The organism is Verrucomicrobiia bacterium, assembly GCA_036405135.1.
Taxonomy (GTDB): Bacteria; Verrucomicrobiota; Verrucomicrobiia; order Limisphaerales; family JAEYXS01; genus JAEYXS01.
Genome location: DASWYF010000010.1, coordinates 83,933 through 97,575, shown reverse-complemented (window position 1 = coordinate 97,575; position 13,643 = coordinate 83,933). Strand labels below are relative to the sequence as shown.

The following is a 13,643-nucleotide window of genomic DNA, read 5'->3' as shown; positions in this document are numbered from 1 at the left end:
TTCATAAAAGAAGGCCGATTAAGATTTTCTTTTTCGGCCTTCTTCATTCTTAATTCTGCACTCACATGAAAGCCGTCATCCTCGCCGCCGGTAAAGGCACTCGCATGAAAGATCTCACCGCTGAGATCCCGAAGCCCATGCTCAAGGTCCAAGGCAAGCCCATCCTCGAACACATCGTGGAAGGCCTGCTCAGCGTGGGCGTGCGCGAGTTCTGCATCATCACCGGCTGGCACGCGGAAGTGGTGGAAGGCTATTTCGGCGACGGCTCAAAATGGAGTGCGAAGATTTCTTACGCGCGCCAAGTCGTGCAAGACGGCACCGGCAAGGCACCGGAACTCGCCAAGGAATTCGTAGGCAGCGAAACCTTCCTCCTCACCTATGGCGATATCCTTGTGAAACCGGAGACGTATGCGGACATGCTCAAGCGTTTCAACAGCGGCAAGTTCTCCGGCCTCGTCACCGTCACCGGCAGCGAAGATGTGACCAAGGGCGGCCTCTTCTTCTTCGATGAAGCCTTCTGCCTGAACCACCTCGTCGAAAAACCCTCGCAAGCGCAACTCACCGAACTGCGCCAGCAAGGTTATCTGAAAGCCGGTGATACTGCGTGGTATAACGCGGGCATTTATATCTTCGAACCGTCCGTCTTCGACTTCACCGCCAAGCTGGAGAAATCTCCGCGCGGCGAATACGAACTCACCGACGCTCTCACCGCCATGCTCACCGCGAAACAAAAGCTCGCCGGATTGCAGATCGCAGGCCGCTGGGTGGATGTGCGTGATCCAGAAGTGCTGGCGTCGTTGCAGGCGTGAGATAGGTAGGGCTGGCTGTCCTCAGCCGGCCGCCGCCGAAGCCAGCGAGATACTCAAACCGAAGGCGCAGTGACGACAAGGGCTTTAAAATGTTTCTTCCTTGGAACGGTTACATCTTTCTGAGACCACCTAGTCACAAGCCATCGAACGCCCTCGGCTCCGTCGCGGCCCGCTGAGGACAGCGGTGCCCTACCTACCTTGGGCTTTCCATGCTGCACAGTGAGTATTACCGTTTAGACATATGGATTTGCCGAAGCGCAAACGTCTTCCTCATGAGGTGCCTGCTTGGGTGGAGGGTGGCAGTTTCTTTTTCATCACCATAAATTGTGAAGTTCGATGGCGGAATCAACTTTGCCAGACTGGGATAGGAGATGCCATTTTGGCGGCAGCAGCTCACTATCATGAAAATCTGATGTGGCATTGTCGGATTATGTTACTGATGCCGGACCATCTGCATGCGGTGATCGCTTTCCCTGATAATTCAAATCTGGATCCGACCGTGAAGGAGTGGAAAAAGTATCTAGCGCGGACAGAAGGTGTCGAATGGCAACGAGACTATTTCGACCATCGATTGAGGAATCAAAAGGAGGAACTGGAGAAAATCAGTTACATCCTAATGAATCCAATCCGTCGGGAATTGTGTGAACGAGCGGAGGATTGGCCGTGGATATACCGTCCGAATGACCGTTTATCACCGAATCTGCAATAGATGGTAGGGCCGGCTGTCCTCAGCGGGCCGCTGACGGAGCCAGCGAGATTCTCGATCCAAGGGCGTAGTGACGACGAGAGCTTAAGAATGTTCTTTTTCTTGGAACGTTTACATCTTCTGACGTCATCTAGTCAGAAGCAGTTGAATGCCCTCGGCTTCGTCAGCGGCCGGCTGAGGACAGCCAGCCCTACCTTGTTTACGCCTTCAGCGCCTCGCGCACCACGGATAGAAACTCACCTTCCTGCAACGACACCTTACTGTCGCTGGAGGTGAGGTCATTCAGCAGTTCATGCACCTTCAACCGTTGTTGTGGTGTAGTGAAAGTTTGCGCAAGGGAGATGGCATGTTCTTTCGCTCCCACCGCTGTCAGCGCATGACGGCTTACGCGTGCGATCGAGGCGTCATATTGCGTGTTGCGATCATACTCACTCACGTAACCCAAGTTCTCCAGCAAACGATGCACGCGTGCGTCTTCTGCTGAGGCGAGATGACCGTCCGCATACATCGCCAGCATGGTGAGATCGAGCAGCGCGTGCTTCTGCGCTTCGGTGAAGTCTTTGATCGTCGTGTTCATGGTTCCTCTCTTTTTACTCTTCGAGAGACACCATTATTCAGGAAGGTGGTTTTGGGTATTACAAATGGAGGGGAGAAACGGAATGCGCACAAACCACACATTTGTTCTGGCCCATAGGGCCAAAAGATTCTTAGCAGCGGCTTTTCAAGCCGCTGTTTAACGTTTTTTAAAATACGGTCACGTAGTGACCGAAGAGGAGATGAATCTTGCGTCGCTAACGCGACGCTGTTTCCAGACGTCGCAACGGCGGCTTAAAAGCCGCCGCTAAGAATCTTTCGTGCCTGCCGGCACGGGGAGTTTGGGATGTTCGCCGCAAGCATTCTCACACTGCCTTTGCTTATGGACATTGCTGCGGGTCGGAGACCCGCGCTCCAAAAACAAAAAGCCCCGGACATTTCTGTCCGGGGCTTTCGGATATTCTATTTAAGACCGATTACGAAGCGGCGGCCACTTCTTCGATCTTCGCGTTGAGCTGGAGGTAGTCCAGCACCTTCGCGGCGAGGATGCGCTCGTGGATCTCCTGGAAGCCGTTGTTCTTCTCCAGTTCCTTCACGAGTTTCTCGGGCTTCATCTGGTATTGCTCAGCCATGGCCATGACCTGCTGCGCCACTTCCTGCTGCTCTACCTTGATGCCTTCCTTCTCCGCGATGCGGTGGAAGAGGAACATCGCCTTCACGCGTTCCTTGGCCGAGTTGTTCGCCGTGGCGAAGATCTGGTCCTTGCTGGATTCGATCGTCTCACGGTCCACACCACGACGCTGGTTCTCGTTCACCACGTTGTAGATGATGTTGCGCGTCTCGCTGTTCACGACCGTCTCCGGCAGTTCATAGCTGACCTTGCCGAGGAGGGCCTGCACGAGCTGGTCCTTCAAGGAGCGGTTCTGTTTCGCGTCCAGTTCGTTCTGGAGATCGCCCTTCACGCCTTCGTTGAGCTTGCTGAGATCTTCAGCACCCCAAGACTTCGCGAATTCGTCATCCAAGGCAGGCACCGTCTTGTCCTTCACCTGCACGATGGTGACTTCGTAATCACCCTTCTTGCCGGCGAGCGGCTGGGACACGAAGTCCGCCGGGAAATCGACGCTCACCTTGACCGTCTCACCCTTCTTGGCACCCACCAATTGCTCGGTGAAGCCCGGGATGAACTGGTCTTTGGCGATGTGCATCCAGAAATTTTCCTGCTTCGTCAGGCCGCGCGCCGTGGGAGCGATGTCCGTGAGCGGCTTGCCTTCGCTGGTGCCCGTGTAGTTCACGACGACGTAGTCGCCGGACTTCACTTCGCGCTCCACGTCATTATAGACGGCGCGTTGGTCACGGAGCGTGTTCAGGGCGCGTTCCACATCGGCTTCGGTCACCGTGGCCTTCTCGCGCTTGATCTCGAGGCCCTTGTATTCCGGGAGTTCGAATTCCGGCTCAGTCTCGATCGTGGCGGCGAACTGCAGGGACTGGCCCTTGCCGAACTGGATCTCCTCGATGTCGGGATAGACGACGGGCTTGATCTTTTCCTGCTCCAAAGCCTTGCGGTAGGAGTCAGGGATGAGCTTCTTCTTCACTTCTTCCTCGATACGGCCGGAGAAGCTCTTCACGATCATGTCGCGTGGAGCCTTGCCCGGGCGGAAGCCAGGGAGCTGCGCGAAGCGCTGAAATTCTTTTGTGACGCTGTCAAAAGCAGCATCCACCGTCTGCACGTCCACTTCCACGCGCAGCAACTTCTTGCACGGGGCCAAAGTCTCAACCGTTACATTCACAACAATGTCCTTTCCGTCGGTAAACAAGGCTAATCCATGCGCCCGGCCAACATGACCGGTCGCTCAAGCCATAAGGGCGAGCAAAATAGGTGCGTAAGCGGAATGCGTCAAGCCCGCTGGCGGGTTATTTGGGTGTCCCCAACTGGTGGCAGCATGAAATGCAGAAGAAAAATCACTCGTCAGATCAAGGCATGTCCACTTAGAACATCTTCATGGGATGCATCTTAGTAGCTCAGGGCGAAGAATTTGATGTGGATGCATTTCTCATCAGCAGTTCACTTCTGCCGGACCAAGTTTATCATCGCGGTGAGAGCCCGCTCACCAAACATCCTGAAAGAAAGTATCCTCGCAGCGGCTTCACCATGGAAGTCAGCGAGACGTGGGGCGTTCTCAAACCTCAAATCGCGGATGCCATCGAGTTCCTGAAAGAGAATGAATTGGAACTGGCACGGTTGTCCGCTTATCCCGGAGTCACCAAGCTGTGTTTGGATTTTCCATATGAGCGTCGTAAAGGCGCGGTGACGCAGACGGATTCTTTGCCAGCGGAGTTGCTGTTACTGGCAGGGCAATTAGGCATTGCGATCGATATGACGCTTTATCCGACGACGGGAGAAGAGACACTGTAGGAGCCTGTGCTGCCGGATTCCAGCCGGCGGGACAAGCGCGTCCGAATAAGCCCGTCTACTCTCGTTTTATCAAGCACTGCTGCCTGGCGGAATAAAGACAGCCAGTTTCCGATTCGACCAACCATCTGTCACTATTCCAGACCCCTTACTGCCGGCTGGAATCCGGCAGCACATTGCCGCGAGCTTGCAGTTCGCCTCATTCTATGGAAGATACTGCGCATGAAAACGTTCGCTCTCGCCCTGACGCTCATGCTCGGCCTCGTCCTGGCCACGCCTTCTTTTGCCGCGGATAAAGCCAAGGCCACCAAGAAGCTCCAGCACGTCGTCTGCTTCAAATTCAAGGAAGCCGCCACCAAGGCGCAGATCGAGAAGCTGAACAAGGAATTCGCCGCGCTGAAGGAAAAGATCCCAGGCATCGCGGGTTATGAAGCGGGCGTGAACAACAGCCCGGAAGGATTGAACAAAGGGTTCACACATTGCTACATCGTCACGTTCAAGACGGAGAAGGATCGCGAAGCCTATCTGCCGCATCCGGAACACCAGAAGTTTGTCACCATTGTGAAAGAAATCGTGGATGATGTGTTCGTGATCGATTTCTGGACTGAATAATTTTTGCCCCATGCACAACGCCCCTGCACCTGCTTTTCCGGCCTTGCGCCCGCGTCGTTTGCGTCAGTCTCCTGCCCTGCGCCGTCTCGTCCGGGAGACGTGGTTGAGTGCGGACCAGCTCATTCTCCCGCTCTTCGCGCGCAGCGGCAAAAAGGTGCGCCAGCCCATCGGCTCCATGCCCGGCGTGTTCCAGCTTTCCGTGGATGAACTGGTGAAGGAAGCCGCCGCCGCTTATGCAGATGGCGTGCCTGCGGTTCTGCTCTTCGGCATTCCCGATGCAAAGGATACGAAGGCCTCCGGTGCGTATGCGAAGAATGGCATCGTGCAACAGGCTGTTCGTGCGCTGAAGAAAGAGCTGCCGGATTTGCTCGTCGTGACGGATGTGTGCCTTTGCGAATACATGAGCCATGGGCACTGCGGCATCGTGCATCAGCATGAGAATGGCGCGTGCATCCTGAATGATCCTTCGCTGAAGCTCATCGCGCGCACAGCCGCGAGCCATGCTGAGGCGGGGGCGGACATCATCGCGCCGAGCGATATGATGGATGGTCGCGTGGCGGCCATTCGTGCAGCTCTCGACAAGGGCGGTTTCACGGACACGCCCATCATGTCTTACGCGGCGAAGTATTCTTCAGCTTACTACGGACCTTTCCGTGAAGCCGCAGAGTCGGCGCCGAAGTTCGGGGATCGCCGCAGTTATCAGATGGACGCGGGCAATAGTGATGAGGCGTTGCGCGAAGTGGCGCTGGATATCGCCGAAGGCGCGGACATCGTGATGGTGAAACCGGCGCTCGCGTATCTGGACATCATCCAGCGCGTGAAGACGACGTTCAACTATCCCACCGCCGCTTACAACGTGAGCGCGGAATACTCAATGATCAAAGCCGCCGCGGCGAATGGCTGGATCGATGAAAAAGCCGTGACGCTGGAAACGTTGCTGGGAATGAAGCGCGCGGGTGCGGATATCATCATCACGTATGCGGCGCGGGATGTGGCGCGGTGGTTGCGAGAGAAATAGAGTTTCGGGTTTCTTGTTTTGAGTTTCGAGTTGTTTGCGTTTGGATGCGATAGAGGGTTTCGCGCTGATGGTGATCCCGATCACTTCCTTATCGGAGGTGTCGGCATTCCATTCTATTCTCTGGATTGACGAAAAGCACTTGGAGATGCATGGGACGAGCGTGCGTGAAACACGACCCGAAACTAACAACAAGAAACTCGAAACCGTTTGACGGTTACTTGCCGCGGCCGCCCATGAATGCGGCGATGAGTGCGCCGACGATCACGAGGAACAGAATCACGCCGATGACGATGAAGACTTTGGCGACCTTGTTTGACTTGGGCTTGAAGTGAGATGTGTCTGCCTTGAACTCCGTGCTCTTCTTCTCCAGATCGCCAGCCTTGATGCCCTGCTTGATCACTTGAGTGCGATCAATGGCTTTCGGCGGTGGCTGTGTGGCGCCATCTTCCAAACGGATCTCGATGGAGCCGAGTCGCAAAATTTGTCCCGGTTTGAGCGGAGCCGTATCGGTGACTTGTTCTCCCGCCACAAACGTGCCGTTGGTGGAGTTCAGGTCTTTCACCACGACGTCGTTCCCTTTGAGATGAATCTCGCAGTGATGGCTGGACATGGAGCCATCAGGGATCGAGAAAGAATTATCGTCCACGCGACCGATCGTGGTTTTCTCCACGGTCAGCTCGTATGTCCGGCCTGTGTAACCTTCGCTTAGAACAACAAGTCTGGGCATAAGTGGAACGTTTGTGGCTGCATTATTGACATTGAGCGACTCAAGTCAAACCGTTTTACCACTTGTATGTCCATCCGGCACATAAAGTTGCGCCAAATTTCAGAAAATACGTACTCGCCCTGAGCACATGTTGCCTAACTGTGCTTGGACACAAGCTGGCGAAATTCGTTGAAAAGTGGCGAGGAATCGTGTGGTCCAGGCGATGCTTCCGGGTGATATTGCACGCAGAAAACGGGTTTCGTCTTGTGGCGCATACCTTCCACGGTCTGATCGTTCAAATTGATGCGGTTCACCGCCACATCGGATGGCAAAGACGCGGGATCCACAGCAAAACCGTGGTTCTGCGAGGTGATCTCCACTTTGCCCGTCTCGAGATCTTTCACCGGCTGATTGCCGCCGCGATGACCGAACTTGAGCTTGAAGGTCTTGCCACCCAAGGCTTGACCCAAGATCTGATGGCCGAGGCAAATGCCGAACACGGGCAGACCTGATTTCACGAGGTCCGAGGCAGCTTGCACGGCGTAACCAAGGGCTGCCGGATCGCCGGGGCCGTTGGAGAGGAAAATGCCGGCGGGCTTGTACTTCAGCGCTTCCGCGGCGGGTGTCGTGGCGGGAACGACCTGCACCTTGAACCCGCTCTGGCGGAGCTGGCGCAGGATGTTGTACTTCATGCCGAAATCGTAGGCGACGATGGGGATGTCCGCCGCAGGCAAGGGCTTGCGCAGGTTGCGCGGATCGCCCGTCTCAGTGCCACGGAGGATGCGGAATTCGGCGCTGTCCTTGTCGTCCTTATCCCACAGGAACGGTTCCTTGTGCGTGACTTCTTTCACGTAGTCCACACCTACGAGGCCCGGCCAGGTCTTCGCCTTGGCCACGGCTTCCGCCGGGGTCAAACCTTCAGTAGAGATCACGCCGTTCAAGGCACCGCGCACGCGGAGTTTCTTGGTCAAAGCGCGGGTATCGACACCTTGGATGCCCGGAATACCGTTCTTTTCGAGGTATTCGGCGAGGGAAAGGTCCGCGCGCCAGTTGCTGACGATGGGGGAAAGCTCGCGGATGACGAAACCGGCCACGTGCGGCTGCCAAGATTCTACGTCCTGCGTGTTCACACCGTAGTTGCCGATGAGCGGATAGGTCATCGTGACGATCTGGCCCTTATAGGACGGGTCGGTCAGGATCTCCTGATAACCGGTCATGGAGGTGTTGAAACACACCTCACCACATGAGGTCGCGCGGGCACCAAAGCCCTGCCCCTCAAACACACTTCCATCTTCTAAGGCGAGAATCGCTTTCATACTGGGAACCTACAACGCAACCGCAAATGTTGCGAGATGCTAGGTCGCGAGGACGGGGGGTCAAGATTTTACCCAAGAAATTTGGTGAAGGCGTGCTGGCCGGACAAAAAAGGGGCCGACCCCTAAGATCGGCCCCCGACAGGATTTCTCCTTCAGATGAGTTGGAGCTGAAAGCAGCTTACGCGCGGATCAACTGCACGTCGCTGCCGCGATGCGCTCCGTTCCACGTATGAGCTGCCGGCCTTGAAGACTTGACGGTCGGCACAGCCATATCCCGGGGCACTTTGCTTTGAACACCGTTGACCAAAGCTTCCAATTGTTGGACGGAAGTCTTGAGCGTATCTGCCTGGGCATGGAGTTCTTCGGCGGCACTGGCGCCTTCTTCTGCACTGGCGGCGTTATTTTGCGTGACCTTGTCCATCAGCATGACCGCCTCGTTTACCTGGCTGATTCCCGTGCTTTGCTCATGGGAGGCGGTGGCGATCTCCGCCACTAGCTGGTCCACCTCGCGGACCTTGCTTTGGATCTCCTGAAGGCTGCCCGTCACCTTCGCGCTGATCTCGACCCCGGTACGGCTCTTCCGGATGGCGTTCTCAATCTTACTCCCCGTTTCCTTGGCGGCGAGGGCGCTGCGTTGGGCGAGGTTACGGACTTCTTCAGCCACCACGGAGAATCCCATCCCCGCCTCACCCGCCCGGGCGGCTTCCACCGCAGCATTCAAGGCCAGGATGTTCGTCTGGAAGGCGATCTCATCGATGGTCTTGATGATGGCGGCGATGCTGTCGCTGGCCTGCTGGATCTCAGCCATGGCGGAATTGAGTTCTATCATGCTGTGGGAACCGGCATCAGCCGCCTCGCGGGTTTTGCCGGCGAGTTCCTTGGCCGAGCGGGCGTGATCGGCGTTTTTGCGGGTGATGGACGACATCTCCTCAAGGCTGGCACTGGTCTCTTCCAAGCTGGCGGCCTGTTCGCTGGCGCCCTCAGCGACGGACTGGCTGGAGCTGGAGAGGTGGTCGGCGGTCTGGGCCACCTGCGCGGCACCGGCGGTGAGGGATTCCATGATCTGGCTGAGGAGTTTGGAGAGAGAACGCACGATCAGCACAGCACACAAGACACCCAGCGTAAGAACCAGGAAGGAGCCGATTATCACAAGCTTCAGGCTGAAGGCAGCATGGGTGATGCTCTCCTTGCTTCCTCTGTGCCCATTTTCTGCGTTCCAGTCCATTAACCAATCAACGTGGGTGGAATAGTTTTCAAAAGCCTTGCTCATGTCTCCATTGGATAACTCGCGGGCCTCCTGTGTTTTGCCAGCTTTCTGAAGCGCCAACACTTTATCCACCTGTGCGAAATAGTTCTGGGCGTCCTTCTTAAGCTCGTCAAATTTTTGATGATCGATGGCCATGGTGATGGTGATGTCATAGGCGTGCTCAAGCTCGGCATATTTCTTTCGGAGCCGGGCAATCTCTGCCTCGAGCTGCCGGGTGTCTTCCGAACTGGTGGAGAGAAACCCCCAACCCAACTTGGAGTGTATCTGCTCAGCGCACACCTTGATTTTATCGATGGCCTCCATGCCAGGCACGGCGTCACCAGCCAAAAAGTCAGCCGAACGTTTGGCGCTCAGAATCGAATAAAGATTACCCGCAGTTTGCAGCAGCATCAGGAGGAGAACCACCCCGAAGCCGAACATGACCCGTTTTTTCAATGTCCAATGACTATTCATAAATTTGATTTTTGTTATTTACTGAGAACCATATCGGCCGGAAAAAGACGTCTGTATAGACAAAACACCTTTCAACACCTTCTTATGACGCAACCATGACACTTGAGCAAAATCTGGCCATTCCCAGCCCTTAAATGATCGCAAATCTGGCCCTTCATTTCCCCAAATAGGTCTATAGAACCGCCTCCACCGCCCGACACCGCGAGGATGTGACCATTCTACGCACGCTTGCGATGGTGACCGGCTTGGAGTAACTCAGGTGTGTGAAATCCCTCGCCCCACTTTTAGCACTGATGCTGATGCTGTCATCGATGGACGCAGCGGAAAGGAAGCCGAATATCATCGTGTTGCTGGCGGATGATCTGGGGTATGGAGAATTGGGGTGTCAGGGGATGGCGAAGGATATTCCCACGCCACACATCGATTCACTGGCGCGGAATGGGGTGCGGTTCACGCAGGGGTATGTGAGTTCACCGTTTTGTTGTCCTTCACGGGCGGGGTTGATGACGGGGCGGTATCAGACACGGTTCGGGCATGAGCTGAATGTGGTGGGGAAGAGCAATCTGGATGAAAGCATCGGGTTGCCGCTGACGGAGGGGACCATGACGGAGCATCTGAAGGCAGCGGGGTATCGTACGGGTTTGGTGGGCAAGTGGCATCTGGGTACGGCTGGAAAATTTCATCCGCAGAAACGAGGATTTGATGAATTCTACGGCTTCTTGCATGAGGGGCATTTCTTTGTGCCGCCGCCGTTCAATGGCGTGATGTCGTTCTTGAGGACAAATTCGGTGGCGGGTGGGACGAGGTTCACGAATGGACCGGTGATCTGGTCCAATCACACGGGCGGGAATGAACCGCCGTATGATGAGAACAATCCGTTGCTGCGCGGCACGGTGGAAGTTACGGAGACGGAGTATCTGACAGATGCATTCACGCGGGAGGCGGTGGGTTTCATCACGCGGAATGAGAAGCAGCCGTTTTTTCTCTATGTGTCGTATAACGCGGTGCATAGCCCGATGCAGGCGATGCCGAAGTACCCGGACCGCTTCACGCACATCGCCGATCCGCAACGGCGCATCTTCGCGGCGATGCTGTCGTCGCTGGACGACAGTGTGGGGGCGGTGCTGGCGAAGGTGCGCGAGTTGAAGCTGGAGGAGGACACGCTGATCTTTTTCTTGAGCGATAACGGCGGACCGACGCAGGAACTGACCTCAAGCAATGCACCGTTGCGCGGGGGCAAGGGGCAGCTTTTCGAGGGCGGCATCCGCGTGCCGTTTCTGGCTCAGTGGAAAGGGAAGATTCCGGCGGGCAAGTTGTATGAGCAGCCGGTGATCGCGTTGGATATTTTGCCGACCTCGCTCGCGGCTGCACAGGTTGCGCCTTCGGGGGGAAATAAATTGGATGGGGTGAATTTGTTGCCGTTCTTGCGCGGGGAGAAGCAAGGTGCACCGCATGAAGTGTTGTTCTGGCGGTATGGGGCAAACATCGCGGTGCGTTCAGGGGATTGGAAGCTGGTCAAGCAGCTTGAAGGCGGAAAACTGGTGCCGGAGTTTCAGTTGTTCAACTTGCGGGAAGATCCGGCGGAAACGAAACCGGTAAAGGATGAGGCGGTTTCAAAACGGTTGCAGCGGGAATTGGACGGGCTGAATCATCAGATGGTGGAGGCGTTGTGGGCACCGGGTAGGAAGTGATGAGCAAACATCAGGACACACCCTTGCCGGTTTTGTCCGCGATAATGCCGATGATGCCCGCGATCTTGTGGCTCTCCACGTAGGGTTTCATCGCGGCGGAGGTGAAATGAGGTGAAAGGGTCAGCAGCAGCATGTTGATTGAGGAGAGTGTGTGGGAGGGATGGAGAGGCTCAAGGGGGATTGGGTAGAGCTAACAACCACAAGATAGCTGAATTTTTCCATGCGGAAAAGTTGGATGCTTTAAAATTGTGGCACACCAAGAGCCGAGTTTGCGCTTTCATTCGTCATGCTGCGTGCGATTATTTGATTGCCATGAGTGACCAAGTGTCAACGATTCCCAATGAGAGTAAGAAGCAAGCAGTTGCCAGCACTTCAAAAAAGATAAGAAAGTCGAGGTATTCCTTCAGGGCAAGATTGTTCACTTTAGGAAAGGACTTGGCATTGGAGGACATGTCTTGGACAAAAGCTTTTTTGAAATTCTTCAAACCTGATTTGCTATTACTAAAAAGAGGGTGGCTTTCCGTGTGTGTGATTTCATTGTTGCTGACCTATGGCGGCATACTTGTAGCTGGAAAATACTATGGGGGAAAAATTGAGACAGAATCTTCCACCTCATCTGAGCTGAGGGGAAAGCTGGACGAGAGTATCAAAAATCAGATTATTTTGAGACAAGAGAGAGATACCTATTTAATTCAGCTCAAGAATACAGAAAACTCATTGGCCCCTTGGGTGAACCTAGCTCAAAGCCATGTAACAAACACTCCTCTAACTCAACGCATGGACGTGTTTCTGGATATGGTGAAAGAGCAGTTGAAGGCGCCAGCATTCAGCCTCTACATCAATGGAGCACTGGCAACAAACGGAATGCTTTGTAAGATTGATACCAACAGAATAATACAGCTCTCGATTAGGAATGTTGGTTTTAAAGCGGCAGAGCGTTTAGGAGTTAACATTAAGGTCAAATCTTCAGATTTGTTGACAAACTTAATTGCTAACCATTGGGGCATCCAACCTGGAGGATTTCTTCTTGATGGTGATAAGATAAAAAATGATGACAATACTGTATCTTGGAGCTTAACTGCGGACAGCATCATACATCAAGGCGACAGCTTTCTTGCTCATCCTCTAATTGTATCCACCAATTTTTCTCGCCGTGAATTTCCCAGCTTAATCTCTATTTCCTCGGATCGTCTGAATCAACGCACCAATTTTTATATCCAGTTCGAATTGCCTCAGTGAGTTTTTCGGGCCGATTGTACCGATTGTTTAAAAATGTTAATCCCCACAAGAATATGCGCTGGCACCCGCTGCCGGGGTGCTGGTCTTTTTGGGAATTCGTAACCGGTGGTGTCGCTCGTGCCTCGCTTACCTACCGGCTACAGGCTGGTATCCCTCCGGGATAGGGGGAGGCAGGTGAAATGGTTGCGGCTGTAAGGTCGTCAGAGGTCTGGTGCCCTGTCAGGGCACGGTTATTTCACGCATTGACCCCAAGGCAACGGCCGCATCAGCGCGACCGTTGCCTTGGGCTGGAATCTTTTGGCCCTTTGGGCCAATTACGTAAGGGACTCGCCGGGCCGGAGCTCAGCGCTCCTCTGCTTTTGGGTGATCTGCCGACTAACCAGTCGGAGACATCCCGCAGTCGCGGGACAGGCAGCAGACTGTGAGTCTGTGCTACAAGGGAAACTATCGCAGCAAGATGCTGCGATAACCCGCACGCAGGATGCGTGCGCTACGGGGGATGCCGATTCGGAGATCGGCGCTCCAGTTTATCGCTGGGATTATGAGTTAGACGGCGAAAAATCTTCTTTCAGAAGTTGTTGATTGTGAATTTATTGCGTTAATTATGATTTTTGTTTGAAAAATACTATTGCAGATTGCGGTGAGAATGGTATTTCTATCAATGGCTGATTCTGCGGGTGCGGAATACCAGTTAAAAAAGGAGTGGTGACGCGGTGGTTTCTTATTACCGGCGATATCCCTCGGAAATGAATGAAGAAGCGGGTTGCACCTGCGGGCATTTAAGGAAGGAGAATAGGGCTTATGGGACGGATAGGACACAGGAAGGGAGAAAGTTTGGGCTCGAGAGGACTCTCGCCCTACCGGGATGGGGATTCGAGGCGT

The 13,643-nt window shown here is 54.6% G+C and carries 13 protein-coding genes; 7 read left to right on the top strand and 6 right to left on the bottom strand.

The features are described from left to right. Positions 1-65: 65 nt before the first annotated feature. Both VGH19_04465 and VGH19_04460 read left to right on the top strand, forming a co-directional pair. Positions 66-809, top strand: a complete 744-nt coding sequence (locus VGH19_04465) for a sugar phosphate nucleotidyltransferase (GenBank protein HEY1170603.1) — start codon at positions 66-68, stop codon at positions 807-809. 241 nt (positions 810-1,050) lie between these two features. Beyond that, positions 1,051-1,518 carry a hypothetical protein gene (locus tag VGH19_04460; GenBank protein HEY1170602.1) on the top strand — a complete coding sequence of 156 codons (468 nt, stop codon included), beginning with the start codon at positions 1,051-1,053 and terminating at the stop codon, positions 1,516-1,518. 196 nt (positions 1,519-1,714) lie between these two features. On the opposite strand, the gene VGH19_04455 is transcribed toward VGH19_04460, so the two are convergent. Then, positions 1,715-2,092 carry a TerB family tellurite resistance protein gene (locus tag VGH19_04455; GenBank protein ID HEY1170601.1) on the bottom strand — a complete coding sequence of 126 codons (378 nt, stop codon included), beginning with the start codon at positions 2,090-2,092 and terminating at the stop codon, positions 1,715-1,717. Positions 2,093-2,525: 433 nt separating this feature from the next. Continuing rightward, positions 2,526-3,836, bottom strand: coding sequence for a trigger factor (tig, locus tag VGH19_04450; protein HEY1170600.1), 1,311 nt, complete (start codon positions 3,834-3,836; stop codon positions 2,526-2,528). Positions 3,837-4,048: 212 nt separating this feature from the next. On the opposite strand from tig, the gene VGH19_04445 reads away from it, so the two are divergent. From VGH19_04445 to hemB, 3 genes are all read left to right on the top strand, one after another. After that, complete coding sequence (locus VGH19_04445) at positions 4,049-4,462, top strand: hypothetical protein (protein ID HEY1170599.1); 414 nt, start codon at positions 4,049-4,051, stop codon at positions 4,460-4,462. 219 nt (positions 4,463-4,681) lie between these two features. After that, the gene (locus VGH19_04440) at positions 4,682-5,071 is read left to right on the top strand and encodes a Dabb family protein (GenBank protein HEY1170598.1); all 390 of its coding nucleotides are present in this window, start codon (positions 4,682-4,684) and stop codon (positions 5,069-5,071) included. Positions 5,072-5,081: 10 nt separating this feature from the next. Then, entirely contained in the window at positions 5,082-6,089 is a 1,008-nt protein-coding gene (gene hemB / locus VGH19_04435) for a porphobilinogen synthase (GenBank protein HEY1170597.1), read from the top strand. A 214-nt stretch (positions 6,090-6,303) separates the two neighbouring features. Here hemB and VGH19_04430 read toward each other — a convergent pair whose 3' ends face one another. From VGH19_04430 to VGH19_04420, 3 genes are all read right to left on the bottom strand, one after another. After that, complete coding sequence (locus VGH19_04430) at positions 6,304-6,816, bottom strand: FHA domain-containing protein (protein ID HEY1170596.1); 513 nt, start codon at positions 6,814-6,816, stop codon at positions 6,304-6,306. Between the two features lie 134 nt (positions 6,817-6,950). Beyond that, on the bottom strand, positions 6,951-8,111 hold the full coding sequence (carA, locus tag VGH19_04425) for a glutamine-hydrolyzing carbamoyl-phosphate synthase small subunit (protein HEY1170595.1): 1,161 nt from the start codon (positions 8,109-8,111) through the stop codon (positions 6,951-6,953). Positions 8,112-8,289: 178 nt separating this feature from the next. Further along, on the bottom strand, positions 8,290-9,831 hold the full coding sequence (locus tag VGH19_04420; protein ID HEY1170594.1) for a methyl-accepting chemotaxis protein: 1,542 nt from the start codon (positions 9,829-9,831) through the stop codon (positions 8,290-8,292). Between the two features lie 293 nt (positions 9,832-10,124). Here VGH19_04420 and VGH19_04415 point away from each other — a divergent pair, with 293 nt between their 5' ends. After that, a complete protein-coding gene (locus VGH19_04415; GenBank protein HEY1170593.1) occupies positions 10,125-11,522 on the top strand; it encodes a sulfatase in 1,398 nt (465 codons plus the stop codon). A gap of 10 nt (positions 11,523-11,532) precedes the next feature. Here VGH19_04415 and VGH19_04410 read toward each other — a convergent pair whose 3' ends face one another. Next, positions 11,533-11,655, bottom strand: a complete 123-nt coding sequence (locus VGH19_04410; protein ID HEY1170592.1) for a hypothetical protein — start codon at positions 11,653-11,655, stop codon at positions 11,533-11,535. Positions 11,656-11,834: 179 nt separating this feature from the next. Here VGH19_04410 and VGH19_04405 point away from each other — a divergent pair, with 179 nt between their 5' ends. Beyond that, positions 11,835-12,761 (top strand): hypothetical protein, encoded by a 927-nt coding sequence (locus tag VGH19_04405; GenBank protein ID HEY1170591.1) that lies wholly within the window; start codon positions 11,835-11,837, stop codon positions 12,759-12,761. The last annotated feature ends 882 nt before the right edge of the window (positions 12,762-13,643 follow it).

What these genes read in the sequence shown, in the direction of transcription:
- VGH19_04455 (HEY1170601.1), bottom strand. Translation starts at nt 2,092, where the DNA reads ATGAACACGACGATCAAAGACTTCACCGAAGCGCAGAAGCACGCGCTG.
- VGH19_04430 (HEY1170596.1), bottom strand. Translation starts at nt 6,816, where the DNA reads ATGCCCAGACTTGTTGTTCTAAGCGAAGGTTACACAGGCCGGACATAC.
- VGH19_04445 (HEY1170599.1), top strand. Translation starts at nt 4,049, where the DNA reads ATGGGATGCATCTTAGTAGCTCAGGGCGAAGAATTTGATGTGGATGCA.
- VGH19_04440 (HEY1170598.1), top strand. Translation starts at nt 4,682, where the DNA reads ATGAAAACGTTCGCTCTCGCCCTGACGCTCATGCTCGGCCTCGTCCTG.
- VGH19_04460 (HEY1170602.1), top strand. Translation starts at nt 1,051, where the DNA reads ATGGATTTGCCGAAGCGCAAACGTCTTCCTCATGAGGTGCCTGCTTGG.
- VGH19_04465 (HEY1170603.1), top strand. Translation starts at nt 66, where the DNA reads ATGAAAGCCGTCATCCTCGCCGCCGGTAAAGGCACTCGCATGAAAGAT.
- carA (HEY1170595.1), bottom strand. Translation starts at nt 8,111, where the DNA reads ATGAAAGCGATTCTCGCCTTAGAAGATGGAAGTGTGTTTGAGGGGCAG.
- VGH19_04420 (HEY1170594.1), bottom strand. Translation starts at nt 9,831, where the DNA reads ATGAATAGTCATTGGACATTGAAAAAACGGGTCATGTTCGGCTTCGGG.
- VGH19_04410 (HEY1170592.1), bottom strand. Translation starts at nt 11,655, where the DNA reads ATGCTGCTGCTGACCCTTTCACCTCATTTCACCTCCGCCGCGATGAAA.
- VGH19_04405 (HEY1170591.1), top strand. Translation starts at nt 11,835, where the DNA reads ATGAGTGACCAAGTGTCAACGATTCCCAATGAGAGTAAGAAGCAAGCA.
- hemB (HEY1170597.1), top strand. Translation starts at nt 5,082, where the DNA reads ATGCACAACGCCCCTGCACCTGCTTTTCCGGCCTTGCGCCCGCGTCGT.
- VGH19_04415 (HEY1170593.1), top strand. Translation starts at nt 10,125, where the DNA reads ATGCTGATGCTGTCATCGATGGACGCAGCGGAAAGGAAGCCGAATATC.